The sequence below is a fragment of the Rathayibacter sp. AY2B7 genome (genome assembly GCF_002931635.1).
In the GTDB taxonomy this organism is placed as follows: Bacteria; Actinomycetota; Actinomycetes; order Actinomycetales; family Microbacteriaceae; genus Rathayibacter.
In genome coordinates this window covers 46906-73513 of record NZ_PSUC01000004.1, presented here as the reverse complement: position 1 = coordinate 73513, position 26608 = coordinate 46906, and the positions used below count along the sequence as shown (strand labels likewise).

The window sequence follows — 26608 nt, the reverse complement described above, 5'->3', positions numbered from 1 at the left end:
AGGAGCATGGCTCGCAGCGGCCAGCGTCAGTCCGGTCAGACGCGACGAGCGTCGAACGCCGCCGGGAGCCGACCCCGATCGCGCTCGCGCGGCGTGGACAACGCGGGGATCATCCCGATCCTCGCCCGCCGCGTCCGCGAGGTGGAGGCGAAGGCCCAGACCGGCAAGGTCGGGCCGACCAACCGGACGAAGTTCCTGGTGATCGCCCTCCTGATGCGCGAGGAGCGCAAGCGGGTCAAGGTCGATCCCTCGCTCAGCGACGCGCAGCGCGCCGAGGAGATGAAGCGGCTCGACGGCATCGCCACGATCCTGGCCAAGACGGCCGCCCGCGACACCAGCCTGATCGCGCTGCTCGAATCGGAGGCCGGCGTCACGGCGGCCGCGCAGAAGCTCCGCCGCGACTGGCTGCTCGAGGCGGGCGCGGAGCTCACCCCCGACGAGCTGCTCATCGTGACCGAGCCGGAGCCCAAGCCCGCGGTGCCGGTCAACCAGGTCGTGCCGCAGTCGGTGCGCGCCCGCCAGCTGGCGAACCCCTTCCTCCCCCCGGACTTCTCGATCGCCGAGCCCTCGGCTCCGGCGCCGCGCCGCAGGCTCGACGACTGGGAGCTGCTCGGGCCGCTCTTCAAGGCGTTCGAGTACGGAGCGGGCGGACGGGCCGCGAGCATGGAGCTCCCGGAGCCGCCGAAGCTCGACCGGGTCTCGCCGCGCGGCCGCGAGCTGATGCCGCACCAGGCGCGCTTCATCGAGAGCGCCCGCGAGGGGCACCGCAGCTTCCTGCTCGCCGACGAGCCGGGTCTGGGCAAGACCGCGCAGAGCCTCCTCGCCGCGTCGGTGGTCGGGGCGTACCCGCTGCTCGCGGTGGTGCCGAACGTGGTCAAGATGAACTGGGCGCGCGAGGTGGAGCACTGGACGCCGCAGCGGCGCGCCACGGTGATCCACGGAGACGGCGGCACGCTCGACGCGTTCGCCGACGTGGTCATCGTCAACTACGACATCCTCGACCGGCACATCGGCTGGCTCGGGAGCCTGGGCTTCCGCGGCATGGTCGTCGATGAGGCGCACTTCATCAAGAACCTCCGCTCGCAGCGCTCGCAGAGCGTGCTCGCGCTGGCGTCGAGGATCCGCGAGACCACTCCGGGGCACGATCCGCTGATGATCGCGCTGACCGGCACCCCGCTGATCAACGACGTCGACGACTTCCGCGCCATCTGGCGCTTCCTCGGCTGGATCGACGAGACCAAGCCGGGACCGGAGCTGATGGGCCGCCTCGAGGAGACGGGCCTCACCCCCGCCGACACGGGCTTCTACCCGGAGGCGCGCGAGGCCGTGATCGACCTCGGCATCGTCCGGCGCAAGAAGATCGACGTCGCCGCCGACCTGCCGTCGAAGCGGATCGTCGATCTGCCCGTCGAGCTGGACGACGACCTCGGCCGCTCCATCCAGAAGGCCGAGCGCGAGCTCGGCGCCCGCATGCTGCAGCGCTTCAGGGCGGTCACCTCCTCGATCACGCACGAGCTCGACGACGACGAGCGCGAGCGGTTCATCCGCATCGTGGCGCAGAGCGAGCTCGAGGAGTCGAAGTCGGCCAAGACCGGCGAGAACGTCTTCACCATGGTGCGCCGGATCGGCCAGGCCAAGGCGGCGCTGGCCGCCGACTACGCCTCGCAGCTGGCCCGCTCGGTGGGCAAGGTCGTCTTCTTCGCGAAGCACATCGACGTGATGGACCAGGCGGAGGACACCTTCGAGAAGCGCGAGCTGACGTCCGTCTCCATCCGCGGCGACCAGACCGCGGCGTTCCGCCAGACGCAGATCGACGCCTTCAACGAGGACCCGGACGTCTCGGTCGCCGTCTGCTCGCTCACCGCGGCGGGAGTCGGCGTGAACCTGCAGGCGTCCTCCAACGTGGTGCTCGCCGAGCTGTCGTGGACCTCGGCCGAGCAGACGCAGGCGATCGACCGCGTGCACCGCATCGGCCAGGAGGAGCCGGTGACGGCGTGGAGGATCATCGCGGCGCACACGATCGACGCGAAGATCGCGGAGCTCATCGACGCCAAGGCCGGTCTCGCCGCCCGGGCGCTCGACGGCGCGGACGCCGAGACGGCCTCGGCCGACACGGTGCAGCTGGACGCCCTCATGCACGTCCTGCGCGAGGCGATCGGCTGAGTGCACCCGGCCGGGCCGGCTGAGAGCTCAGCCGGTCCGGGCGAGCGGTGCGGCGAAGAAGTCCTTCTCGAACGAACTCGACCGCAGGAACGCGTCCCTCATCGCGGCGCGCTCCCTCGGTGAGGCGTCGCGGGCGGCCTGCTCCGTGAACTCGATCGCCCGCTCGGTGGCCGTCGCGAAGACCGGGTCGCCGTACGTGAGCAGCCAGTCCGCGTAGGGGTGCTCGGGGTGCCCGGAGGCGGCCAGACGCGACCCGACGTCGGCGTAGAGCCAGAAGCAGGGGAGCAGGGCGGCGACGATCTCGCCGTAGCCGCCCCGCGCGGCGACCGCGAGCAGGTGGTCGGTGTAGCCGCGGGTCACGGGCGCGGGAGCCGCGTCCCTGGTCCCGAGCCGGTCGCGGTGCAGCTGCGCCTCCGCCGCGAGGGCGGACGCCGAGCCCTCGGCCCAGAAGACCTGCTCGGCGGTGGTCGGCGCGCGCTGCGCCGCCACGGCCAGGACGCGGGCGTACTCGGTGAGGTAGAGAGCGTCCTGCTCGAGGTACCACTCGAAGTCCTTCCGCCCGAGGGAGCCGTCGCCGAGGGCCCGCACGAACGGGAGCGCGTCGATCTCGTCGCGGAGGGTCCGCGTCCGCTCCCAGACGTCCGCGCAGAACGCCGGAGGACGTCGCCGGTGGAAGTGGTCGATCGGGCCGTTGCCGGAGCCGACCTCCAGGGCGTCGGCGGCGCGCAGGGCGCCGGTCAGCCACTCCTTGGCCTCCGTCAGCGCCTCGACCAGGGCGTCGGAGGAGGCGTCGCGCCCGGCCAGGAGCGTCGCCATCGCGGACGAGAGCGAGCACCCGGTGCCGTGCGTGTTGGAGGTGGCGACGCGCTCGCCGGGGACCTCGCGCACGAGGCCGTCGGGGGTGACGATCGCGTCCGGGGTGGCGGGGCCGTCGAGGTGGCCGCCCTTCACCAGCACGGCGGCGTCGAGGGCGCGGGCGAGTGCCGCTCCCTGCGCGAGCGCGGCCGGCCAGTCGGAGGCGGTCGGCTCTCCGGCCAGCACGCCCAGCTCGGGGAGGTTCGGCGTCACCAGGTCGGCGCGGCGGAGCAGGTCGCGCACGGCGTCCTCCGCCTCGGGAGCGAGCAGCCGGTGACCGCTGGTCGCGACCATCACCGGATCCACGACCACGACGGGCGGGCGGACCTCGTCGAGCCACTCGGCGACGACTCCGGCGTACTCGGCCGTGGCGAGCATCCCGATCTTCACCGCGTCGATCGTGACGTCGTCGCTCACCGCGTCGAGCTGCTCGCGGAGGAACACGGCGGGCGGCAGGTGCACGGAGCGGACCCCGTGCGTGTTCTGCGCGAGGAGCGCGGTGACGACCGCCATGCCGTAGCCGCCGAGCGCGCCGATCGACTTGAGGTCGGCCTGGACGCCGGCACCGCCGGTCGGATCGGTGCCGGCGATGCTGAGGACACGGGGGACGCGGGCGCCGGCGGTCACCGGTCCCACTCCGCTCGGATCAGGCGGGCGGCCGCCGCGGGGTCGGCGGCCGTGCAGAGCGCCGACACGACCGCGAGGCCGGCCGCACCGGCGAGGCGGAGTGGCCCCGCGTCCGCGGCTCCGACTCCGCCGATGGCGACGCAGGGCAGCGCCGTGGCCGCGGCGAGGGCGGCGAACCCGTCGACACCGAGGGGAGCGGGGTGGTCGGGCTTGGTCGCGGTGGGCCGGATGACGCCGACGCCGAGGTAGTCGACCGTCCCCGCGGGCAGGGCGCGGACGGCGGCGAGGTGCTCGGGGGTGTTCGCGGTGAGCCCGATCACCGCGTCGGGACCGAGCAGCGAGCGGGCGGCGGTGACGGGGAGGTCGGACTGCCCGAGGTGGACGCCGTGGACGCGGGCGCCCGCGAGGCGGGCGGCGAGGGCGACGTCGACGCGGTCGTCGACCAGCAGGGTCGTGCGCTCGTCGAGGACGGCGGCGACGGCCCGGGTCAGGGCGACGAGCTCGGCGGCGGAGGCGTCGTGATCGCGGATCTGCACGGTCGTGACTCCGCCCCGGACGGCGGCGGCGACCACGGCGGGCACGCCGCGCGGACCGCACTGAGCGGTGTCCGTGACGAGGTGGAGCGAGAGGTCGAGGCTCATGCGATCCGCGCCCCGGCCTCGGCGTCGGCCGGCTGGAGGGCAGCGAGGGCGTCGAGGAGGCCGACGGCGAAGGACCCGGGACCGCTGCTCGCTACGGCGGCCCGCTCGGCGGCGAGGCCCCAGACCGCGGAGGCGCTGACGGCCGCGTCGAGCGGGCGGGCGCCCGCGCCGAGGAACGCCGCCATCACGGCGCCGAGCGCGCAGCCGCCGCCGGTCACGCGGGTCAGCAGCGGGTGGCCGCCCGTGACCCGGACGATCCGCTCGCCGTCGGTGACGAGGTCGACCGCTCCCGAGACGGCGACCACGCCGCCGGTGCGGCGGGCGAGGACGCGGGCGGAGTCGAGCGCCTGCTCGGCGGTGTCGACGGCGTCCACGCCGCGGCCGCCCGCACCGGCTCCCGCGAGGGCGAGGATCTCGGAGGCGTTGCCGCGGATGATCGCGGGCCGCGCCTCGAGCAGCTCCACCGCCAGAGCGGTGCGGACGGGCAGCGGGCCGACGGCGACCGGATCGAGCACCCAGGGGGTGCCGGCGCGTCCGGCCGCGGCGACCGCCTCTCGAGCACCCTCGCGCTGCTCCGCTCCGGGCGTGCCGAGGTTGACGAGCACGGCGGAGGCAATGCCCGCGAAGACGCCCGCCTCACCGGGCAGGTCGCACATCGCCGGGCTGGCACCGAGGGCCAGCAGGCTGTTGGCGGTGAAGCCGGTGACGACCGCGTTCGTGATGCACTGCACCAGGGGCTCGGCGGCGCGGAGCTCGGCGAGATCGCGACCCACGGACACCGGGTCGGGCGCTGTGTCGGCGGGGAGGGTCGGGTGGACAGGCGTGCGAATGCTCATTCGCGACATCCCTTCGCTAGTACGAACTAGATCAGGTTCAACGGGTCTTCTCTCAGCCCTGGCGGGCACCCCGTGTCACTGCGCACGACCCTAGCAGCGGGCGCGGGCGCGCTCGCTGCTGCAGTGCGAGAGGAGCCAGCGGGCCGTCGTCGCCCCTTCGCTCGGGAGCGGCCGCTCAGCCGGTGAGGATCGTCGAGTCGCCGCGCGGCCCCACCGCGACGCGGAGGCCGATCGGAAGCCGCTCGCGCATCGCGTCGACGTGGCTGATCAGGCCGATCGTCCGACCGCCCGACCGCAGCTCGTCGAGCGTGCTGAGCGACGTCTCCAGCGTCTCGGCGTCGAGCGAGCCGAAGCCCTCGTCGATGAACATGGTCTCGAGCGAGATGCCGCCGGACTGCGCCGTCACCACGTCGGCGAGACCGAGGGCGAGGGCGAGCGAGGCGAGGAACGTCTCGCCACCGGAGAGCGAGGCGGGCTGCCGGCGGACGCCGGTGAAGGCGTCGAGCACGTCGATCCCGAGGCCGGAGGCGGCGCCGCGGTAGGCGAGCGAGTCGTCGTGGGCGAGCGCGTAGCGGCCGCTGGTCATCGCGTCGAGGCGGAGGTTCGCCGCGGTCACGATCTCCTCCAGGCGTCCGGCGAGGGCGAAGGCCTCGAGGTCCATCCGGCGCGTGTTCTGACCCCGGCCTGAGACGGTCTCGGCCAGCGCGCGCAGCTCCTCGTGGCGGCGGAGGCGCTCACCCAGCACCGCGAGGCGGCCCGCGGCCGTCGCGGCGAGCTCGACCAGGCGCTCCGAGCGGTGCTCGAGCACGGAGAGGCCGGCTCGCGCCTCGTCGCGACGGGCGGAGGCCTCGCGCGAGCGCTCCTCGGCGGCGGCGAGGTCGACGGCTGCGCCCGGCAGTCCGCGGAGCTCCGGATCGGCGAGCACCGCCTCCGTCGCGCTCCGCCGTCGCTCGTGCTCGGCGACGACGGCCTCGGCCCGCGCCCGGTCCCCGCTGGCCAGCGCGGCCGACTCGGCCTCCTCGGCGGTCGTGAAGCCGCGCTCAGCGAGGACCCCGGCGAGCTCCTCCCGGGCGGCGGCGGCGGCCTCGGACCGCGAGACGGCCGCCTCCTCGGCCTCGACCAGGGCGACGGCACGGCGGCGCTGGGCGCTCAGCTGCTCGACCCGCGAGGCGACGCTCGTCGCGCCGTCGCGGAAGGCCTCGACGCGCTCCCGCAGCAGCCGCAGCGCTTCAGCGGCGAGGGCGGACTCGTCGGCGCGGGCGCGGTGCTCCTCGCGAGCGGCGTCCCGCCCGGTCGTGAGAGCGTCGATCCGGGTGCGCAGCCGGGTGCGCTCGCGCCGCAGCTCCTCCATGCGGGCGGCCGCGGCGCGCGCCGATGCGAGCCGCTGCTCGTGCGCCGGGCGGAGCGACTCCGGATCCGCGTCCCCGCCCACGCGCTCCTCGAGCGCCGCGAGAGCCCGAGCCGCGGCTCCCTCGCGCTCGCGGGCGCCGTCGAGGGCGGCGGCGGCGCGCTCCACCGCGACGCGGGCCCGGTCGAGGTCGTCGGTGCCGACCGTCGTCGGGCCGTCGTGCTCGGCCGGGCGGGGGTGCTCGCACGAGCCGCAGACGGGGCAGGGCTCGCCCGGCTCCAGCCGCTCGGCGAGCTCCCCGGCGAATCCGGCGAACCGGCGCGCGATCAGGGCGGCCTGCTCCGCGGCGCGCTCGCCGTGGACGCGCGCCGCGTCGGCGTAGGCCGTGCGGAGCCGCTGCAGACTCGCCGCAGTGAGATCGCGCTCGAGGGCCGCGGCGATCCTCCGCTCGAGCGCGGCGAGCTCGTCGACGCGCGCGGGGACGGCGGCGGCCTCCCCGGCCAGAGACTCCTCCTCGGCGGCGAGCGCGTCGACGCGGGCGGGCAGCTCGCGCAGCTCCGCCTCGATCCCGGCGAGCTCGGTCGCCGCCGCCTGCTCGGCGCGTGCGGACCGCTCGGCGACGCGCTCCGCGTCGGGGAGCCGGCGCTCCTCGGCCAGCGCCTCGGCGAGGGCGCCGAGGACAGCGGCGAGCCGTTCGGCCGTCTCGGCGGCCGGGCCTCTGGACGCGTCCCCGTAGGCGTCGGCGGCGAGGTCGCGCTGCTGCCGGGCGGCCCGCTCCTTCTCGGCGGCTGCCCGGGCGGAGCGGAGCAGCGGCAGCACGCCGTCGGCCCGGCGCGCGCGCTCGATCGCGGCCCGCTGCTGCTCGACGTGCGCCTCGGCGACCGCGAGCTCCTCGGCCTCGATGAGGGCGCGCCGGCGACGCTCCTGGCCCCGGGCGATGCGCCGGGCGTCGTCGAGAGCGGTGCCCGCGGCCTCGTGCGCCGCGTCGGCCGCGGCGGAGCCGGCCCGGGCCGCCTCGAGCGGAGCGGCGAGCCGCGCCGGCAGCCCGGCGAACCAGGCGGCGTCCGGCAGAGGCGGCTCGGCTCCGTCATCGAGGAGCCGGACGGCCTCGTCCGCGAGCGCCGTCACGGCCGCGCGCTCCTCCTCGAGCCCGACGGCGCTCGCATCGCGCTGCTCGAGCAGGCGGCGGCGGAGCAGATCGAAGCGCTCGGTCGCGAAGAGCGTGCGCAGGAGCCGCTGCCGGTCGTCGTTCTTCGCGAGCAGGAACTCGTGGAAGCGGTTCTGCGCCAGCAGGATCACCTGGAGGAACTGGTCCTTCGTCAGGCCGACGATCCGGCCGATGTCGGCGCCCACCTCCTTCGCGCTCGACGAGAGCCCGACCCAGGTGCCGTCGACCTGCTCCAGCAGCTCGACCTTCGCAGGCTGGGTCGTGGTGCCGGTGCCGCGCCGCTTCGGCCGCTCGTACTCGGGCGAGCGCCGGACGCGGTAGACGCGCCCCGCCGCTTCGAACTCGAGCTCGGCGAAGGTCTCGTCCTCGGGGCCGCTGTGGTCGCTCCGGAGGCGCGAGGCGGTGCCGTCGAAGCGGGGGACCGAGCCGTAGAGCGCGAACGCGATCGCGTCGAGGATCGTCGACTTGCCCGCTCCGGTGCGCCCGGCGATGAGGTACACGCCCACGTCCTCGAGCCGGTCGAACTCGACGCACTGCTCGGCGCGGAACGGTCCGAGCCCGGCGAAGGCGAGTCGGCGGATCCTCACCGCAGAGCCTCGGCCTCGACGGCCGCGAGCGCGTCGAGGGTGAGGGCGCGCTCGGTGTCCGTGGCGCCGTGGCCGCCGCGGACGTGGGCGAGGAAGTCGTCGACGACCTCCACGTCGCTCCGCCCGCGGATCCGCTCGGCGTACGCGCGCGGCTCGGCCGCGGCGTGCGGGGGCCGGTGCTCGAGCGTCGCGCAGCCGGGGAAGCGCGACTGCAGGCGCGCCATCGCGTCGAGCGGGCGCACGGGATCGGTGAGCACCGCCGAGACCCAGTCGCCCTCCACCTCGGCCAGGGAGGGATCGCGCAGCAGCTGCTCGAGCTCGCCCTCGATCACGCTGAGCCTCCTCGGCACGGGGAGCGGCGACCACTCGACGCCCTCGAGCCCCTCGGGCCCGATCGTCACCAGCCAGGCACCGCGCGGCTTCGACGCCTCGCCGAACGAGTAGTGCAGCGGCGCTCCGGAGTAGCGCACTCCCGGCAGCAGCTCGGCGCGTCCGTGGATGTGCCCGAGCGCCGCGTAGTCGGCCGCGGCGAAGTGCTCGACCGAGACGTAGTCGAGCCCGCCCGCCGTGATGTCGCGCTCGAGGACCGCGGCCGGGGCTCCGACCGCGAAGCAGTGCGCGAGCACGACCCAGGGACGGCCCGCCGCCTCGGCGGCGGCGCGCACCCGCGCCATCGCGAAGGCGAGCACGTCCTCGTGGCGGCGCAGCTGCTCCTCCGAGTGCCGGTGGCGGTAGAGGGCGGGCTCGAGGAAGGGGATGCCGTGGACGCCGACCTCGAGCCCGGACGCGTCGCGCAGCAGGACCGGCTCGGCGTACGCCTCGGGGTCGGTGAGGACGTGGACGCCCGCTCCGCGCAGGAGCCCGGCCTGGAAGCCGAGCCGGGCGGGGGAGTCGTGGTTGCCGCTGGTGAGGACGACCTCGGCGCCGGCCGCGCGGATCGCCTCGAGCGTGCGGGTGAGGAGGGTGTAGTGCTCCGCGGCGGGCACGGCGGAGTCGAAGACGTCGCCGGCGATCAGCACCGCGTCCACGCGCTCGGCCCGCACCGTCTCGACCAGGGCCTCGAGCACGGTCGCGAGCGCCGCCGTCGTGGAGTGCCCGTGGAAGGTGCGGCCGATGTGCCAGTCCGAGGTGTGCAGCAGCTTCACGGTCGTCCTTCCTCTGCGTCGTCCGGGGGAGCGCCTCCAGGCTAGTGAGGCCCTCCGACACCGGCGGCGCAGCGGACACCTCCCGTTCACCGGGAGGTGCACAATAGGGCGTCGGTCGAGCAGAGGAGATGGTCGTGAAGCTGCCCCGCGTCCCCGCGACGATCCTGGGTCTGGGCTCGCGCACCCGCGCCGCCGCCGAGGACACCGCTCCCATCCAGCGTCTGCGCCCGGACGACGAGCCGGCCCGCACCAGCACGGTCGACAACGCGATCTACCAGGACGGCCGCCGGGTCGTCTCTCCCGGCAGCATCCCGGAGGCGCTCGCCGCCCTGCAGAAGCTGCCCGACGCGATGGCGTGGATCGGGCTGTACCGGCCGAACGCGGCCGAGCTCGCCGCGCTCGAGGACGAGTTCTCGATGCACCCGCTCGCCCTCGAGGACGCGATCAGCGCGCACCAGAGGCCCAAGCTCGAGCGGTACGGCAGCGACATGTTCGTGGTGCTGCGCGCCGCCAGCTACTCCGACCAGCGCGAGGAGGTCGACTTCGGCGAGCTCCACCTGTTCGTGGGGTCGAACTTCGTCGTCACGGTCCGCCACTCCGAGAAGCCCGACCTCTCGCTGGTGCGGCGGCGGATGGAGGCCGATCCGGAGCTGCTGCGCGTCGGCCCGGTCGCCGTGCTGTACGCGATCCTCGACGCCGTCGTGGATCAGTACTCGCCCGTCGTCGCCGGTCTCGAGAACGACATCGACGAGATCGAGGCGCAGGTCTTCGAGGGCGACCCGGCGGTGTCCCGCCGCATCTACGAGCTCAGCCAGGAGGTGCTGGACTTCCAGCGTGCGGTCGCTCCGCTGACCGGCATGCTCGGGCGGCTCGTCACCGACTTCGAGGTGTTCCAGTCGGATGTGGAGCTGCGCCGCTACATCCGCGACGTCGCCGACCACGTCGCGCTCGTCACCGAGCGGGTCGACGGCTTCCGCACCACGCTGCGGGAGATCCTGGCGGTGAACGCGACCCTCGTCGCCCAGCGCCAGAACGAGGACATGAAGAAGCTCGCGGAGGTGGGCAACCAGCAGAACGACGAGGTCAAGCGGATCTCCGCCTGGGCGGCCATCTTCTTCGCGCCGACCATGATCTCGAGCATCTACGGCATGAACTTCGACGTGATGCCCGAGCTGCACGTGGCGTGGGGGTACCCGGCGGCGCTCGCGGCGATGCTCGCCTCGAGCGTGGTGCTGCACCGGCTCTTCAAGAGGTGGGGCTGGCTCTGAGCCCGCGTCCCGCGACGTGTCAACACCGTGACGGTCCCGGAGGCTCCGCGTAGCGTCGCTCGCGGGCCGTCCGGCCCCTGAACGGAGGGACTCCCGATGACTCCGGAGGACACGACCACGACGGCCCCGCGGCCCCGCTCCCTCTGGCGGGCGGGCGCGGCTCCGATCCCCTCCGACGAGTTCGTCCCGGGCGCGCACTTCGATGACGTCGTGGTCGGCGCCGGACTCACCGGGCTGGTCACCGCGCTCCTCCTGCAGCGGACCGGCCGGCGCGTGCTGGTGCTGGAGGCGCGGGAGGTCGGCGCGGTCACGACCGGGAACACGACGGCGAAGCTCAGCCTCCTGCAGGGAGCGCACCTCTCCCGGATCGCGGAGCGCAACATCCCCGCGGTGACCGAGGCCTACGTCGCGGCGAACCTCGCGGGCTTCCGCTGGCTGCTCGACTACTGCGAGGGCGCGGGCGTGCCGGTGCAGAGGCGCACCGCCTACAGCTACGCGCAGACGCCCGAGGGCGTGGACGCCGTCCTGAAGGAGCACGCGACCGCGCGCCGCTTCGGCCTCGCGACCCGCCTCGTCGGCGAGCTCGACGTGCCGTTCCCCAGCACGGCGGCCGTCGCCCTCGACGACCAGGCCCAGTTCGACCCGATGGACGTCCTCACGGCGCTCGCCGCCGACTTCCGCGCCGCCGGGGGCACGCTGGTGCAGGGCGTCCGGGCCCTCGGGATGCGAGCGACCGCTCCCGTCCGGGTCCGCACCAGCGCGGGCCCGGTGACCGGGGACCGGGCCTACCTGCTCACGGGGGCGCCGATCCTCGACCGCGGCCTCTACTTCGCCAAGATCGCAGCGCTGCGCTCGTACGCGGTCGCGTTCCGCACCGACGCGCCGATCCCCGACGGCATGTACCTCTCGGTCGACGAGCCGTCCCGCTCGGTGCGCGACGCCGAGCGCGACGGCGAGCGGCTCCTCCTGATCGGCGGCAACGGCCACCCGGTGGGGCGCAGGCCCGTCACCTCGGAGGCGGTGGACGACCTGGTCGCCTGGACGCGGCGGTCCTTCCCGGGGGCGGAGCCGGTCGCGCAGTGGAGCGCCCAGGACTACCAGCCGTTCCACCGTGTGCCGTTCGTGGGCTGGCTGCCGCGGGGCCGCGGACGGATCTTCCTGGCGACCGGCTACGACAAGTGGGGGATGACCAACGCGGTGCAGGCCGCGCTGACGCTCGTCGCCGACCTCGAGGGCGGGACGCCGGCCTGGGCGAGGACGCTGCACCGCCGGCCCACGCTGCCGCGGGTGATGGCGGAGGGGCTCGGCGCCGGGCTGGCGGTGGGCGCCTGGTACGCCCGCGGCTGGTCGGCAGTGCTCCGCGCGCCCCGGTCGGCCGGGGTGGTGCCGGCGGAGGGCCAGGGCTCGCTCGCCCGCGACGGCCTGCAGCCCGTCGCGGTCTCCACCGTGGAGGGGAGGCGCTGCGCGGTGTCGGCGGTGTGCCCGCACCTCGGCGGGATCGTCACCTGGAACGACTCGGAGCGCAGCTGGGACTGCCCGCTGCACGGCTCCCGCTTCGCAGCCGACGGGACGGTGCTGGAGGGGCCGGCGGTCGAGCCGCTCGCCCCGCTGGGCTAGGCCGGCCGCCGGCTCCGCAGAGCCGAGCCGGCGGCCGGCCCCGCAGAGCAGGCGGCTCAGTCCTCGTCCGCTCCGGGCTCCGCGACCTCGTCGCCGTCCGCGCCCGAGGCGTCGCCGGTCGTGTGCAGATCGGTGTCGCCCGGGATGCTGAAGTCGCTCAGCGGGTCCAGGGGCTTCTTGTCGTCGGTGTCGTCGCTCATGCCTGCCACCCTACGAGCGTCCGGCGAGGCGCTGCACCGCGGCGACCGGGATCGACAGCCACTCCGGCCGGTTGCGCGCCTCGTAGATCGCCTCGTAGACGGCCTTGTCGAGCTCGAACGCGTCGAGCACCGCCCGGTGCGCGGTGACCGCGTCGCCCTCTCGCTCGGCGTAGCCCTCGAGGAACGCGGCACGGCTCGCCGCCGCCCACGCCGCCCTCGGGGCGCCCGGCTCGGCCTGCTCGTGCGCACCCGCCGCGTAGTCGAAGGAGCGCAGCATCCCCGCCACGTCGCGCAGCGCCACGTCGGGAAGACGGCGCTCGTGCATGGGCCGCAGCGGCTCGCCCTCGAAGTCGAGGAGCACCCAGCCGCGATCGGGCACGGACAGGACCTGCCCGAGGTGGTAGTCGCCGTGGATGCGCTGGAGCCTCGGCCACGGCGCGGTCTCGGCGGCGCGGAACACGGCCTCGATCGCCTCCGAGTCCTCGGCGATCACGGGGACCTCTGCCGAGGCGATGCGCAGGCGACGGCGCATGGCCGCGACCATCCGCTCGACGACCTCGGACGTGGTGTCCTCGGTCGGCATGACCTCCGCCAGCGTCGCGTGCACCTCGGCGGTGGCGCGGCCCAGCTCGCGGGCGGGTCCGGTGAAGTCGGAGTCGGCGGCGACCGCCTCGAGGGCGACGCGCCACGCGTCCTGGACCCCGGGGAGGAACTCCTGGGCGAAGGCGAGGTGCCCGAATGCACGGCCCGTCTCCTCGCCCTCGTCGTCCCACTCGCCGGTCACGTTGCCGATCACGGGCGGGACGAGGGCGCTCCCGGCGGCGTTGAGCGCCGACTGCACCGTCACGTCCGGGTTGTCGCCGTGGTGGAGGGCGCGGAAGACCTTGACGATCACCGGGGTCGCGTCGGATCCGTCGTCGGCGGTGGTGCGGACGATCACCGAGGTGTTCGACTGCTCGCCGCTGAGCACCTTCGAGGACGCGAACGCCCCGATCGCGGCACCCGGCTGCCGGTGGCCCTCGGCGCGGGCGCCGCCCTGAGCGCCGTCCTCGTCGGAGCGGCCGCCGTCGGCGATCATCCCGAGCAGGGCGCGGGCGAACACCGGGTCCCGTGGAGCGTCGTACACGAAGTGCACGTCGTCGGAGTAGACGAGGGCGTCCTCGAGCCCGGGCACCGGAGCCGCGTGGACGGTCACCGGCACCTGGTACAGCACCGGGCTCGTGCCTGCCCGGTCGATGAAGAGGTGGTCCACCACCTCCGCCTCGCCGGGGTGCAGCGACCAGGCGCCGCGGACCTCCAGCTCGGGGCGCCGCCCCTTGCTCGCGTACCACCTCTGGTCCGCCACCCATGCGGCGATGCGGTCGATCGACAGGCCTGCGCTCATGCTCTTCCCTCCGTCGGCACCCCGAACCCTACTGGCCGCGTGCGACGGGCGGAGGGGCTTGCGGCGGGGCGCTCAGGCCAGCTCGAGCACGTCCAGCGTCCAGGCGTACTCGAACGCGATCTCGCGCCAGCGCTCGTAGCGTCCGCTCACTCCGCCGTGTCCCGCGGTCATCTCGGTGCGCAGCAGCGCGGGAGCGCCGACCTCGCGGAGCCTGGCCACCCACTTCGCCGGCTCCACGTAGAGCACCCGGGTGTCGTTGAGGCTCGTCGTCGCGAGGATCCGGGGGTACTGCACGTCCTCGCGGACGTTCTCGTAGGGCGAGTACGACTTCATGTAGGCGTAGACCTCGGCGTCGTGCAGCGGGTCGCCCCACTCGTCCCACTCGATCACGGTGAGCGGGAGCGACGGGTCGAGGATCGAGGTGAGCGCGTCGACGAACGGGACCTGCGCGAGGACGCCGGCGAACGCCTCCGGGGCGAGGTTCGCGACCGCGCCCATCAGCAGGCCGCCGGCCGACCCTCCCTGCGCGACCAGGCGGTCCGGAGTGGTGAAGCCCGCGTCGACCAGGTGCCGCGCCGCGGAGACGAAGTCGGTGAAGGTCGTCCGCTTCGCCAGCGTCTTCCCGTTCTCGTACCAGGAGCGGCCCATCTCCCCGCCGCCGCGGACGTGCGCGACGGCGAAGACGACGCCGCGGTCGAGCAGCGAGAGGCGCGCGATCGAGAAGCCCGGGTCGATGCTCGCCTCGTACGAGCCGTAGCCGTAGAGGAGGAGCGGCGCGGGGGCCGAGTCCGGATCGGCGGCGTCGCGGCGCCAGACGAGCGAGAGGGGCACCCGCGTGCCGTCCTCCGCCACGGCCCACTCCCTCCTCTGCACGTAGAGCGCGGGGTCGTAGTCGCCGAGTACCGGCTGCTGCTTGAGCACCGTGCGCTCGCCCGTCGCGACGTCGAGCGCGAGCACGGTCGAGGGGGTGACGAACGAGGTGTAGGCGAGGCGGAGGGAGGGCTGCTCCCACTCCGGGTTCCCCGCCAGGCCCGCGTCGTAGAGCGGCTCGTCGAAGACGATCTCCTCGAGCCGCGCTCCGGCGCCGTCCTCGCGGAGCAGCCCGAGCCGGGTGGCTCCGTCGGCCCGGTAGGAGACGACGACGTGCCCGGCGAAGGCGTCGACGCCCTCGATCCGGCGGCCCTCGCGGTGCGGCACCACCACGCGGCGCTCGCGGGCCCGGGCATCGGCGTCGAGCGACAGGTCGGCCGGCTCCTCGACGATCTCGAAGTCGAGGGCGCCGTCGTTGTGGACGATCAGCAGGCGGTCGCGTCCGTCGACGACGGCGTGCTCGACCTCGTACTCCACGCCCTCGCGGCGCGGCCACACCGAGCGGAAGGAGCCGGTCGGGTCGGACGCGTCCAGCAGCAGGCACTCGCTCGTGATCTTGCTCCCGATCTCGATGACGAGGAAGCGGCGGCTGCGGGTGAGGCCCACGCCGATCCAGTAGCGCTCGTCGGGCTCGGCGAAGACGACCTCGTCCGGGGTCCCGGCGCCGACCTCGTGCCGCCAGATCGTGTCGGGGCGCCAGGAGTCGTCGACGGTCGGGTAGAAGACGAAGCGCGCGTCGGCGCCGAACGTCGCTCCGCCGCCGGTGCCCTCGATGACGTCCGGCAGGTCCTCGCCGGTCTCGAGGTCGCGGATGCGGAGGGTGTAGCGCTCGTCGCCCTCGACGTCGGTGCCGAAGAGCAGCCGTCGGCCGTCCGCCGAGACGTCGAAGCTGCCGAGCGAGAAGAAGTCGTGCCCCTCCGCCTCCGCGTTGCCGTCCAGGACGACCTGCTCGCCCTCGAGCGGACCGCCCTCGGCGATCGACGGCGGCGTCCAGTCGTCCGGCCCGCTGATCGGCGCCCGGCAGTGCACGGCGTACTGGCGGCCCTCGTAGGAGCGCGAGAAGTACCACCAGGAGCCCTCCCGGACGGGGACCGAGAGGTCGGTCTCCTTCGTCCGCGAGCGGATCTCCTCGAACAGGCGCTCGCGCAGCGGAGCGAGAGGAGCCAGCACCGCCTCGGTGTACGCGTTCTCGGCCTCGAGGTGCGCGATCACCTCGGGGCTCTCCTTCTCGCGCAGCCACTCGTAGTGGTCGACCACCACGTCGCCGTGGTGGCGGCGCTCGAGGGGGACGCGGCGGGCGACGGGCGGAACGGGCGCGGTCATCGCTCCAGCCTAGGGCGAGGGCGCCCCTGGCCGCCCCGGGGTGCCGCAGCGGCGCCGGGCGTGATCACAATGGAGCATGGCCAGCGGTGCGGAGAACGAGTCGGCGACGTCCCGGGCGGGCGGTGCGCGGAGAGTGCAGACCGAGGTCGAGCGCAAGTACGACGTCGACGCGGGCACCCGGCTGCCCGACCTGACCGGCACCGGGAGCGTCGCGAGCGTCCGCACGGAGGAGCCGGTGACCCTCCGCGCCGAGTACTTCGACACCGCCGAGCGCGCTCTGTCCCGCGCGCGGATCACGCTGCGCCGCCGCGAGGGCGGATCCGACCAGGGCTGGCACGTCAAGCTGCCCGGCTCCTCCGGCCGCACCGAGATCCACGCGGAGCTCACGGCCTCGCGCACGGTCCCGTCCGCCGTCCGCGAGCCGGTGCTCGGGCAGGTGGGGCGCGCGCCGCTCGAGCCGCTGGCGCTGCTCGAGACGGTCCGCTCGATCACCCGCGCCCTCGACTCCCACGGGCGGGAGCTCGCCGAGATCGCCGACGACCTGGTGACCGCGCGCGATCAGCGCACCGGCCGCGAACGGCGCTGGAGGGAGTGGGAGGTCGAGCTCGTCGACGTCCCGGGGGACGAGGGCGAGCGGATCCTCGACGCGATCGAGCAGCGCCTCCTCGCCGCGGGCGCCCGCCCGGCCGCCAGCGCCTCCAAGCTCGCCCGGGCCACCGGCGGCCCCATCGAGGAGACGGTCCCGGATCCGCGCAACGGCGGGGAGGCGGCGCTCGCCGCGGTCCGCTCGCTCCTGCGCGAGCTGCGCGCCGTCGACCCGCGGGTGCGCCTCGAGGCCGACGACGCCCTGCACCGGATGCGCGTGCTCGCGCGCCGGCTCCGGTCCGTCCTCGCCGCCTCCCGCTCCGTGCTCGACCGTGCGGCGACCGACCCCGTGCGGGACGAGCTGCGCTGGCTGGGAGGGGTCCTCGGCGCCGCTCGCGATCAGGAGGTGCTCGCCGAGCGGTTCCGCACCTCCCTGGCGGCCGTCGAGGGCGCCCCGAGCACCCCCTCCGCCCTGCTGGAGGAGATCGAGCACCGGCACGCCTCGGCGCTGCGCCGCGTCGACCGCACTCTGCGCGGCGGCCGCTACCTCGCGCTCCTCGCCTCGCTCGACGCCCTGCTCGCGGATCCGCCCCGCACCGCGCGTGCGGGCTCGAGCGCGACGGCGCTGGTGCGCCGCTCCGTCGCGAAGGACCTCGCGCGCATCTCCGCGGCGGGCTCCGCGGCGGCCGGCGGCTCGCTCGAGGCTCGTCACGACCTGCGGAAGGCGGCGAAGCGGCTCCGCTACACCGTGGAGGCGTGGCGGGCGGTCGTCCCCGAGGCCGTCGGCGCCCGGCGCCGCTCGCTCGCCGCGGCGGGAGAGGACCTCGCCGACGCCCTGGGGGAGGAGCGCGACGCGCTCGCCGCCCGTGCGCTGATCCTGGAGGAGGCCGATCGCAGCGGGGAGGGGGCCTTCGCGCTGGGGGTCGTCGCCGCCGAGGAGCGGCACCGCGCCAGGCGGGCCGCGAAGGCCGCGGAGAAGGCGGGGGACCGTCTGGGGTCGCTCTCGCGCTGACCGTGCGGCCCCGCGGTCGCTGTCAAGCCGACGGCCCGGTCACACGGACGAAATCCACGGCGGATAATGTGAATCATGCCTTCCGTCCGTGCTCTTCCGTCACCGCTCCTGCGCCCGCGCCATTTCGACCGCGACGACGTCGTGGTCCATGCCGGCCTGTTCTCGCTGGTGAACTCGAGTACGACGCCCCGCGCGGCCTGGACCGAGGACCTGATCGCCATCGGCGACGTCCTCGACGCCGCCGAATTCCCCTACCGCCTCATCCGCGGCACCGACGGCTCGCCCTTCCTCGCGGTGGACCGCGTGCTCGGCGCCGAGCTGGCGACGCTGCTGGCGCGCGCCTTCGCGACCGAGCCCTTCTACGCCAAGACGGTCGACAAGCGGGGCACCCCGCCGCAGCTCCTGGCCGAGGGCGTGCTCGCGCCGTATCCGCGCGCCTCCGTCTTCAAGCTCTTCCGCCCGCGCGTCTCCTCCACGGGATCGCTGCGCTACGGCGCCCGCAGCGGCGTCCGCCTCGAGCTGTGGAAGGTGGGCGAGGAGGAGATCATCACTCCCGCCGAGAACGCGCTCATGCGCAACAGCCTCCCCGTCGCCGAAGCCATCGACGCCCACGTCGAGGCGTACGGCCGCACCTGGCCGACGTTCGAGGGCATGTTCGAGCCGCTCGTCAGCGACATCCGCTTCGCGGTCGACATCGTCTTCTCGTGGGTCGACGGCACCGACCTGGAGTTCCAGCGCGCCCGTGCGGCCCGCATGGCGAGCTACGTGGTGGGCGAGGGCGACGACGCTCCGGCGCGCTTCCGTCAGATCGACGAGCTCAAGTACGCCCTGCGCAGCGTCTACATGTACGCGCCGTGGATCCGGCACATCTACATCGTCACCGACTCCCCGCGCCCGCGCTGGCTGGACGAGCACCCGGACGTCACCCTCGTGCGCAGCGAGGACCACTTCCGCGACCTCTCGGTGCTGCCGACGCACAACTCCCACGCGGTCGAGAGCCAGCTGCACCGCATCCCGGGGCTGGCGGAGCACTTCCTCTACTCCAACGACGACATGTTCTTCGGGCGCCCGGTCGACCCGTCGATCTTCTTCTCGCCCGGGGGCATCACGAAGTTCATCGAGGCGACGACCCGCATCGGCATGGGCGACTCCAACGCCTCCCGCAGCGGCTTCGAGAACGCGGCTCGCGTCAACCGGCGCCTGCTCCGCGAGCGCTTCGGCGCGATGACGACCCGTCACCTCGAGCACGCCGCCACGCCGCTCCGCAAGACCGTGATGGCCGAGCTCGAGGCCGAGTTCGAGCCGGAGTTCACCGCGACCGCCGCGAGCCGCTTCCGCTCCGCGAGCGACGTCTCCGTCACCAACTCGCTCTACCACTACTACGCGCTGATGACCGGGCGCGCGGTCGTGCAGGAGAACGCCTCGGTGAAGTACGTCGACACGACGATGCATCAGGGGCTGAAGGACATGCGCAAGCTCCTCAAGAACCGCGGAGTCGACTTCTTCTGCCTCAACGACGGCAGCTTCCCCGAGATCTCGGCGGAGGCGCGCACCAAGGCCGTCATCGGATTCCTCGAGGAGTACTACCCGATCCCGGCTCCGTGGGAGCGCGAGGACTGACCGTGGGCTGGGCCGTCGGGGGAGCGGTGGCCGGGCTGCTGCTCGGCCTGGCGAGCTCGCTCGTGTTCCCGGGCATCGGAGTGGGAGCGGGCGTCGGCGTGGGCGTCGCGCTGGCCGCGGCGCTGGCGTTCGCCGGATGGCTGTTCGCACGGGACCGCGCCGGCGGGCGCTGACACCGCCGGCCGTGTCCGAGGACGCGGTCGACGCGGCGCCCGGAGGCGTGGGAGCGACCCCGACGCCCCGCCGCGCCGCTACGCGCTGACGCCCACCCGCTCCACGAGCGGCGGGTAGAGCTCCTCGTCCCGGGCGACGGGGGCCGCCGTCGCCGCGGCGATCTCGACGCCGTGGTCCGCGAGGATCCGCTGCGTCTCGTTCGCCGAGACGTAGGACACCTCGGTCGAGGCGCCGATCGGCACCACCGAGTGCAGCACCGTGCCGTCGTAGACGTGGATCAGGTTGAACGCCTGGGCGCCGTTGCGGGCGCGGGTCGCTCCCACCGGCACGTTGAGGTCCTGGGTGTAGCAGGTGGCCGACGCGACCGAGACCGGGATGCCGGCGAACATCGCCGTCGACGAGTAGTGCAGGTGGCCCGCGATGATGCTGCGGACGTCGGAGCCCTCGAGCACCTCCGCGAGGGCGGGCTGGTCGCGCAGCTCCACGAGGACCGACAGGTCGAGCACGCTCGGCACCGGCGGGTGGTGCAGCGCGAGGATCGTGCCGTGCGGGGCCGGGCTGGAGAGCTCCTCCGCCAGCCAGTCGAGCTGCGCGTCCGAGATCTCGCCGTAGTGGGCGCCGGGCACGGTGGAGTCCAGCGCGATGATCCGGAGCCCGTTGACGTCGTGCACGCGGTCGACCGGCTGCGTGGTCGGGAGCTGGTCGAGCAGCCCCGAGCGGAACGCGCCGCGGTCGTCGTGGTTGCCCATCACCCAGATCACCTCGGCGCCGAGGCGTGCGGCCGCGGGCTCGACGACGGCGCGCAGCTTCGCGTACGCCTCCGGCTCGCCCTTGTCGGCGAGATCACCCGTGATGACGACGGCCTCCGGACGTCCGCCGGACGCCTCCAGCTCGTCGAACAGGAGCCGCAGCTGGGCCTCGCTGTCGACGTCGGAGCCGTACAGGCCGCCGTCTCCGGCGATGAAGTGGGTGTCGCTCAGGTGAAGGATGAAGTGGTTGGGCCGGGGGTACTCGGCCTGGCGGAGGGACATGATCCTCGGGTTCCACGATCGGCGGGAGCCGGATCACGCGACCCGGCGTCGGCACTTGCGCACTGCTCCAGCGGAGGCGAGCCCGCTGCGATCAGTCCATCATCGCGGGGTGAACTCCGGGCCAACACCGGTCGGCGCGTCATCGAACGGTTCTCCCAGGTTGTCGGTCGCTGCGCGGTCCTTCCGGGCCCCTGAGGACCGCCGCGATCAGAGCCGGGCGAGCAGCCGCGCGTAGAACTCGATGGCGCGCTCGAACTGGTCGGCCTCGACCGACTCGTCGACCCCGTGGATCCCGAGCTGCTGCCGAGGGCTGATCTCGAACGGGATGAAGCGGTAGACGTGGTCGCTGATGGCGTGGAAGTGCCGGGCGTCGCTGCCGCCGGTCTGTACGTAGGGGGCGACGACCGCGTCCGGGAACGACTCCTGCACGACCGCGCGGAGCAGGTCGTACGGCCCGCCGTCGCCGGGCTCGCCGGTGGGGGAGACGGGGGAGGGCTCGTGGGCGACCTTCACCTCGACCTCGACCTCCGGGTCGTCGATGACGGCGCGGATGCGCTCGACCACGCCCGCCACGGTGCCGCCCGGGTTGATCCGCACGTTCGCGGTGGCGCTGGCGCTGGAGGCGAGGACGTTCGCTCCGGTGCTGCCGCGCAGCTCGGTGATCGCGACCGTCGTCCGCAGCATCGCGGCCGAGCGGTTGGAGTGGGCGGCGAGCGCGCCGACGACGGCGTCCGGGTGCTCGTGCGGTCGTGCGTACCAGACAGCGTGGGCCGCGTCCGCGTGGTCGGCCGCCGCGCGCACCAGCTGGGCGATCGGCTCCGGGAGGGTCGAGGGGAACGGGTTCTCGGTCAGGCGGTGGATCGCCCTCGCGAGCCGCTGGGTGGCGAGCAGCCCGGGCGGGGGCGGCGGAGCGGAGGCGTGGCCGCCGACGTCGCGGCAGGTCAGCTCGAGGTTCATGATCCCGCGCTCGGTGACGCCGATCACGGCGATCGGGGTGGTGACGCCGGGCAGGATGCCGCGCCGCACGTTCCCGCCCTCGTCGAGCACGAGGCGCGGGCGGACCCCGCGCGCGCCGAGCAGGGCGACGACCGAGGGGGCGCCGTCGCCCGCCGTCTCCTCGTTGTGCGTGGAGAGGAGGTACACGTCGTGCCGGGGCCGCTCGCCCCGCAGGACCGCCGCCTCGACCGCCTCGAGGAGGGCGACGAGCGAGCCCTTGTCGTCGAGTGCGCCGCGCGCCACGACGGAGGTGCGGCCGTCCGCGGCGACGACCGTCTCGGCCGCGAACGGGTCGTGCGACCACTCCGCCGCCGTCACGCTGACCACGTCGTAGTGGGCCATCAGCACGGCCGGCTCGCCCGGCTCCTCGCCGCGCCAGCGCCAGAGGAGGGAGTGGCCGGCGACGGTCTCGGACTCCAGCGCCGCGTGCAGCGCCGGGTAGAGCTCGGCGACGAGCTCCCGGAAGGCGTGGAAGCGGCTCCAGTCGGTCGCCGACTCGTCCGAGTGGGACACGGTGTCGACGCGCAGCAGGGCCTGGAAGCGCTCGAGCGCGGTCGTCGTCACCGGGCTAGCCTACGACGGCGGTGCCGGGCCCCCGGCCCGCCGGAGCGGAGGTGCGCGGTGGGGCTGCCCGAGGTCTGCGTCGTCTACGTCCTCCGCGACGGCCCGCGGGGTGCGGAGGTGCTCCTCGGCCGCAAGCGCAGGGGCCTCGGCGAGGGCCGCGTGGTCGCCCCCGGCGGCAAGCTCGAGCCCGGGGAGTCGCCCGTCGACGCGGCCGTCCGCGAGCTGCAGGAGGAGGCGGGGCTGGTCGCCCTTCCGGCCGACCTGGAGCCGCGCGGCGTGCTCGACTACTCCTTCCCCCACCGGCCGGCGTGGAGTCAGCGCTCGCACGTCTTCCTCTGCCGCCGGGTCGCCGGCGAGGTCACCGAGTCGAGCGAGCTCGCCGCCGCCTTCGTCCCGGTCGACGAGGTGCCGTTCGACCGCATGTGGGACGACGCTCGCCTGTGGCTGCCGGACGTGCTGCGCGGCGGCCCGCCCGTCCGCCTCCGCGTCGAGTTCGGCGCCGACCTCGCGAACGTGACCTCCTGGGGCCCGGGAGCAGGGCCCGCAGCGGGGTCGTGACCATCTGCACGAGCACCCGGCGGAGCGCACTCCGGCCGGGCCGCTCCCGCCGTGGGACGGGAGGTCCGCCGCGCCTGCCGCCGCGGGGCCATCCGCTAGGCTTCCGCTCGGCCGGGGCCCCGCCCATGGCGTCTCTGGACACCACGAAAGGGAAAGAATGACCAGCACGACGGTGATCGAATGGCGTGAGCAGGCTCCTGCCGAGGCAGTGGACGCGCTCGCCGCTCCCGGTGGACTGGTCGTCTGCGCGACCAAGGTCGGCTACATCCTCATGACGACCGACGGTGCGGGCCTCGAGCGCAAGTTCTCGGCCAAGCAGCGCAACCGCAACAAGCCCGGCGTCGTGCTCTGCTCCAGCATCGAGCAGCTCGTCGAGCTCGCGGAGCTCAACGACGAGGTCCTCGCCTTCTACCGGAAGCACTGGGACCAGGACGTCCTGCTCGGCTGCATCCTCCCGTGGAAGGCCGAGGCGGTCGAGCTCATCGACGAGGACGCCCGCGAGCTGGTCCGCGACGGACGAGGCACGAGCTGCTTCGTCATCCGCTTCGGCCGCCCCGCCGAGCAGCTGGTCGCCACCCTGTGGGAGCGCGACCGCACCCTCACCTTCGCCAGCTCGGCCAACCCCTCGGGCGTGGGCAACCGCGGCCGGGTCGCGAACATCGGCGAGCGGATCGAGAACGAGGCGGACGTCATCGTCTCGGCCGACTCGTACGTCTCCTCCATCCAGCCGGACAAGGACGAGGACTCCCGCCACGAGCAGGGCGTCATGGTCTCGATGGTGGACGCCTCGGGCGCCCTCATCCCCGTGCAGGGCAGCGAGCGCTCGATCACCCCGGGCCCCGTGCTGATCCGCCGCGGCCTCGACTACGAGCGCATCATGCTGAACCTCGCCGAGCAGTTCAACTCCTGGGACTACCGCCAGGGCGAGTACTACTGATCCGCTAGCGGATCGCCGCGACGGCCGGGCCGGGGCTCACCCCCGACCCGGCCGTCGTCGTCCCCGGCGTCAGAGCTCGAGCACGTCGCCGGGCTCGAGCGCGTGGTACTCCCCGCCGCCCTCGCGCACGGCCCAGCCGAGCCGGTCGTGGCCGAGCGCGCGTCCCGCCTCCGAGAGGACCTGCTCGTGGGTCGCGAAGGCGTGCCGCGGCGCGATCTCGAGCACGTAGTCCATCGCCTCGGCGATCTTCATCCACGGCGCGCCCGACGGGGCCGCGAGGACCTCGACGTCGACGCCCTCGGGGACGGTGAAGGAGTCGCCGGCGTAGTAGACGCGGCCGCTGACGAGGACGCCGACGTTGTCGATGACGGGGATGCTCCGGTGGATCACCGCGTGGCGGGCGCCGAAGAAGCGCAGCTCGAACGGGCCGACCGTCACCACGTCGCCGTCGGCGACCGTCTCGACGTCGAAGCCCTCGGCGGCGGCGGAGACCCCGGCCGGGCCGAGGATCCGCAGCGACGGGGCCGCGTCGCGCAGGCGCTGCAGCTGCTCCGGGGTCCAGTGGTCGGCGTGCTCGTGGGTGAGCACCACGGCGACGGTGTCGGCCGTCCCCTCGACGGGCCGGGTGAAGGACCCCGGATCGATCACCAGCCGGGCGCCGTCCTCCTCGATCAGGACGGCGGCGTGCTCGAGTTTCGTCAGTCTCATGACCCGAGCCAACCGCTTCGGCGAGCGGCGGGCAAGGCCCGGGCCGAGCGGAGACGGGGTGGGCCGGGCGCTCGATTTGCATCGATGCGGATCCGTGTGCAACACTCTTCGAGTTGCAAAAACGCGGCCCCATCGTTTAGCGGCCTAGGACGTCGCCCTCTCACGGCGGTAACGCGGGTTCAAATCCCGCTGGGGTCACCACGGCAACACGAGAAGAACCCCCGGTCTGACCGGGGGTTCTTCTCGTTTAACACCCGGGTGCTCGCCACGCGGCACCCGCTCGACGCATCGCGCCGATCGCCTCGTTCCCGCTCCGCCGCCCCGGAGCCGCATCCGGCCGGATCGGCGCTAGGATCGCATCCGCGAAGGGGAGTATCCCGCCTTTCCGCTCCCGTCAGTACGCACCGCCCCTGCGCGGCGCCGGGGGCGGGACGGGTGACGCGGACCGGCACGGCCGTCCGCTCCCCGGGGAGAGACTTTCGGCCCCCCACCCACTCGGAAGGCCCTCATGCTCGATCTGCCCGTCTGGTTCGTGATCGGCTCGTTCGTCGTCCTGAGCCTGATCCTCGCCGCCGACCTGCTGCTGGTCTACAAGCGCCCGCACGTGCCGAGCCTGAAGGAGTCCGGCCTCTGGGTCGGCTTCTACGTCACGCTCGCGCTGATCTTCGCGCTGGCGATGCTGATCCTCGGCGGCGGCGAGCTCGCGGGCCAGTTCGTCGCGGGCTGGCTGACCGAGTACAGCCTCTCGATCGACAACCTGTTCGTCTTCGTCATCATCATGGGCCGCTTCGCGGTGCCGGCGAAGCTGCAGCAGGAGGTGCTGATGGTGGGCATCATCATCGCGCTGGTCTTCCGCGGGATCTTCATCCTCCTCGGCGCGCAGCTCATCGAGAGCTTCAGCTGGATCTTCTACCTGTTCGGCGCGTTCCTGGTCTACACGGCGTGGAACCAGGCGTTTGGCAAGGAGGACGAGGACGAGGGCACGGACAACCTGCTCATCCGCCTCCTGCGCAAGCGCGTGAGGATCTCGGACGAGTTCGACGGCTCGAAGATCCGCACGGTCAAGAACGGCACGACGTTCTTCACCCCGATGCTGATCGTCTTCCTGGCGATCGGCTCGACCGACCTGCTCTTCGCGCTCGACTCGATCCCCGCGATCTTCGGCATCACGGAGAGCCCGTTCATCGTCTTCACCGCGAACATCTTCGCCCTGATGGGGCTCCGCCAGCTCTACTTCCTGCTCGGCGGCCTCATCGACAAGCTCGAGTACCTCAAGTACGGCATCGCGTTCATCCTCGCCTTCATCGGCGTGAAGCTCGTCCTGCACGCCCTGCACGAGAACGACCTGCCCTTCATCAACGGCGGCGAGCCCGTGCCGGTGTGGGACATCGACACGATCACCTCGCTGGTGGTCATCGTCCTGAGCATGACCGTCGCGACGCTCGCGAGCCTGGCGAAGATGCGCCGCGAGCACCGCCACATCGAAATGCACGACGGGCACCCCGAGGTCGTCTCGGACGACGCCCGCTCGGCCGCCGAGGAGAAGTGACCCCGCGATGACGACCACCACCGTCGACCTGCCCCAGGGGGCGCTGCGGCTCGCCGTCAGCAGCAGCACCGACGTCGGAGCCGTCCGCCGGGTCAACGAGGACTCCCTCCTCGCCGACGAGCTGCTGCTCGCGGTCGCCGACGGGATGGGCGGGCACGCCCGCGGCGACCTCGCGAGCGCCGCGGCGGTCGGGGCTCTGCACGAGAACCGGCCGACGGCCCTCGGACCGGTCGACGCGGTGTTCGACCTGGTCGAGGGCGCCAACACGGCGGTGCGCGCGCTGGACGTGGGCGGTGCGCTCTGCGGCACGACGCTCACGGGGCTGATGCTCGTCCTGCCCGAGCCCTCCGGGCCCGCCCGCTGGGCGCTCTTCAACGTCGGCGACTCCCGCGTCTACCGCTGGGACGGGACGGAGCTCGAGCAGCTGACCGTGGACCACTCGGCCGTGCAGGAGCTCGTCTCGGCGGGCCTGCTCACGCGGGAGTCCGCCGAGTCGCACCCGGACCGCAACATCGTCACCCGCGCCCTCGGCGCCGACGAGGAGGTCGAGACGGACGTCTGGACGCTGCCCGTCGTGCCGCGCGCCAGCTACCTGCTCTGCTCCGACGGGCTCACCAAGGAGCTCTCGGACGAGCGGATCGCGGCGCTGTTCGCGCGCCGCGACTCCGGCGACCCGGCCGACCTCGCCCAGGCGCTCGTGGGAGCGGCGGTCGACGCCGGCGGGCGGGACAACGTGACCGTGGTCGTCGTCGACGCGGTGCTCGACGCCCGCGCCTGAGCCCGTCGACCGTGCGCCGCCGGCTCCCGGGAGCGGGGGAGCGCGGTGCTATTCTCGGTCCATG

Annotated in this window: 21 protein-coding genes, 1 tRNA gene and 1 riboswitch; of the genes, 11 read left to right on the top strand and 11 right to left on the bottom strand. The window is 73.9% G+C overall.

Annotation, left to right across the window (positions count from 1 at the left end; translation table 11 throughout):
* Positions 1-6: 6 nt before the first annotated feature.
* Entirely contained in the window at positions 7-2163 is a 2157-nt protein-coding gene (locus tag C5C27_RS01660; RefSeq protein ID WP_104237878.1) for a DEAD/DEAH box helicase, read from the top strand.
* 27 nt (positions 2164-2190) lie between these two features.
* Here the strand turns inward: C5C27_RS01660 and thiD are convergent, their stop codons facing one another.
* The 5 genes from thiD to C5C27_RS01635 all read right to left on the bottom strand — a co-directional run bounded on the left by thiD (position 2191) and on the right by C5C27_RS01635 (position 9370).
* Positions 2191-3645, bottom strand: coding sequence for a bifunctional hydroxymethylpyrimidine kinase/phosphomethylpyrimidine kinase (gene thiD, locus C5C27_RS01655; protein ID WP_104313365.1), 1455 nt, complete (start codon positions 3643-3645; stop codon positions 2191-2193).
* The gene (gene thiE, locus C5C27_RS01650) at positions 3642-4286 is read right to left on the bottom strand and encodes a thiamine phosphate synthase (RefSeq protein ID WP_104237880.1); all 645 of its coding nucleotides are present in this window, start codon (positions 4284-4286) and stop codon (positions 3642-3644) included. Before thiE ends, thiD begins: the two co-directional genes overlap by 4 nt.
* On the bottom strand, positions 4283-5122 hold the full coding sequence (thiM, locus tag C5C27_RS01645) for a hydroxyethylthiazole kinase (RefSeq protein WP_104313363.1): 840 nt from the start codon (positions 5120-5122) through the stop codon (positions 4283-4285). Before thiM ends, thiE begins: the two co-directional genes overlap by 4 nt.
* Positions 5114-5205: riboswitch (TPP riboswitch) on the bottom strand. Its footprint overlaps the gene before it by 9 nt.
* A gap of 92 nt (positions 5206-5297) precedes the next feature.
* The gene (locus C5C27_RS01640) at positions 5298-8225 is read right to left on the bottom strand and encodes an AAA family ATPase (RefSeq protein WP_104313361.1); all 2928 of its coding nucleotides are present in this window, start codon (positions 8223-8225) and stop codon (positions 5298-5300) included.
* Positions 8222-9370, bottom strand: a complete 1149-nt coding sequence (locus tag C5C27_RS01635; protein ID WP_104313358.1) for an exonuclease SbcCD subunit D — start codon at positions 9368-9370, stop codon at positions 8222-8224. The genes C5C27_RS01640 and C5C27_RS01635 overlap by 4 nt, the downstream gene beginning before the upstream one ends.
* A 128-nt stretch (positions 9371-9498) precedes the next feature.
* Between C5C27_RS01635 and C5C27_RS01630 the strand changes: the two genes are divergently transcribed.
* Complete coding sequence (locus C5C27_RS01630; protein WP_104223070.1) at positions 9499-10638, top strand: magnesium and cobalt transport protein CorA; 1140 nt, start codon at positions 9499-9501, stop codon at positions 10636-10638.
* Between the two features lie 96 nt (positions 10639-10734).
* Complete coding sequence (locus C5C27_RS01625; protein ID WP_104313356.1) at positions 10735-12255, top strand: FAD-dependent oxidoreductase; 1521 nt, start codon at positions 10735-10737, stop codon at positions 12253-12255.
* Positions 12256-12311: 56 nt separating this feature from the next.
* On the opposite strand, the gene C5C27_RS17810 is transcribed toward C5C27_RS01625, so the two are convergent.
* From C5C27_RS17810 to C5C27_RS01615, 3 genes are all read right to left on the bottom strand, one after another.
* Positions 12312-12455, bottom strand: coding sequence for a hypothetical protein (locus tag C5C27_RS17810; RefSeq protein ID WP_159914626.1), 144 nt, complete (start codon positions 12453-12455; stop codon positions 12312-12314).
* A 10-nt stretch (positions 12456-12465) separates the two neighbouring features.
* Positions 12466-13839 carry a phosphotransferase gene (locus C5C27_RS01620; protein ID WP_104313354.1) on the bottom strand — a complete coding sequence of 458 codons (1374 nt, stop codon included), beginning with the start codon at positions 13837-13839 and terminating at the stop codon, positions 12466-12468.
* Positions 13840-13911: 72 nt separating this feature from the next.
* Positions 13912-16032: a S9 family peptidase gene (locus tag C5C27_RS01615; RefSeq protein ID WP_104313352.1), complete on the bottom strand. Its 2121-nt coding sequence runs from the start codon at positions 16030-16032 to the stop codon at positions 13912-13914.
* A 76-nt stretch (positions 16033-16108) separates the two neighbouring features.
* Between C5C27_RS01615 and C5C27_RS01610 the strand changes: the two genes are divergently transcribed.
* The 3 genes from C5C27_RS01610 to C5C27_RS17805 all read left to right on the top strand — a co-directional run bounded on the left by C5C27_RS01610 (position 16109) and on the right by C5C27_RS17805 (position 19422).
* A complete protein-coding gene (locus tag C5C27_RS01610) occupies positions 16109-17629 on the top strand; it encodes a CYTH and CHAD domain-containing protein (RefSeq protein ID WP_104313350.1) in 1521 nt (506 codons plus the stop codon).
* A 75-nt stretch (positions 17630-17704) separates the two neighbouring features.
* A complete protein-coding gene (locus tag C5C27_RS01605; RefSeq protein WP_104313347.1) occupies positions 17705-19249 on the top strand; it encodes a stealth family protein in 1545 nt (514 codons plus the stop codon).
* Between the two features lie 2 nt (positions 19250-19251).
* Positions 19252-19422, top strand: a complete 171-nt coding sequence (locus C5C27_RS17805) for a hypothetical protein (protein WP_159939285.1) — start codon at positions 19252-19254, stop codon at positions 19420-19422.
* Positions 19423-19500: 78 nt separating this feature from the next.
* Here the strand turns inward: C5C27_RS17805 and C5C27_RS01600 are convergent, their stop codons facing one another.
* Together C5C27_RS01600 and C5C27_RS01595 are read right to left on the bottom strand one after the other, a co-directional pair.
* A complete protein-coding gene (locus C5C27_RS01600; protein WP_104237890.1) occupies positions 19501-20454 on the bottom strand; it encodes a phosphodiesterase in 954 nt (317 codons plus the stop codon).
* Between the two features lie 207 nt (positions 20455-20661).
* Positions 20662-22014, bottom strand: coding sequence for a M20/M25/M40 family metallo-hydrolase (locus C5C27_RS01595; RefSeq protein ID WP_104295021.1), 1353 nt, complete (start codon positions 22012-22014; stop codon positions 20662-20664).
* Positions 22015-22071: 57 nt separating this feature from the next.
* Between C5C27_RS01595 and C5C27_RS01590 the strand changes: the two genes are divergently transcribed.
* Positions 22072-22572 (top strand): 8-oxo-dGTP diphosphatase, encoded by a 501-nt coding sequence (locus C5C27_RS01590; protein ID WP_181133415.1) that lies wholly within the window; start codon positions 22072-22074, stop codon positions 22570-22572.
* Between the two features lie 157 nt (positions 22573-22729).
* Positions 22730-23509: an L-threonylcarbamoyladenylate synthase gene (locus C5C27_RS01585; protein ID WP_104283457.1), complete on the top strand. Its 780-nt coding sequence runs from the start codon at positions 22730-22732 to the stop codon at positions 23507-23509.
* Between the two features lie 69 nt (positions 23510-23578).
* On the opposite strand, the gene C5C27_RS01580 is transcribed toward C5C27_RS01585, so the two are convergent.
* Entirely contained in the window at positions 23579-24217 is a 639-nt protein-coding gene (locus C5C27_RS01580) for an MBL fold metallo-hydrolase (RefSeq protein WP_104313346.1), read from the bottom strand.
* 125 nt (positions 24218-24342) lie between these two features.
* On the opposite strand from C5C27_RS01580, the gene C5C27_RS01575 reads away from it, so the two are divergent.
* The 3 genes from C5C27_RS01575 (at position 24343) to C5C27_RS01565 (ending at position 26544) form a co-directional block, all read left to right on the top strand.
* Positions 24343-24418 (top strand) — tRNA-Glu (locus tag C5C27_RS01575).
* A gap of 307 nt (positions 24419-24725) precedes the next feature.
* A complete protein-coding gene (locus C5C27_RS01570) occupies positions 24726-25766 on the top strand; it encodes a TerC family protein (protein ID WP_104237895.1) in 1041 nt (346 codons plus the stop codon).
* Between the two features lie 7 nt (positions 25767-25773).
* Positions 25774-26544 (top strand): PP2C family serine/threonine-protein phosphatase, encoded by a 771-nt coding sequence (locus tag C5C27_RS01565; protein ID WP_104313344.1) that lies wholly within the window; start codon positions 25774-25776, stop codon positions 26542-26544.
* Positions 26545-26608 lie beyond the last annotated feature (64 nt).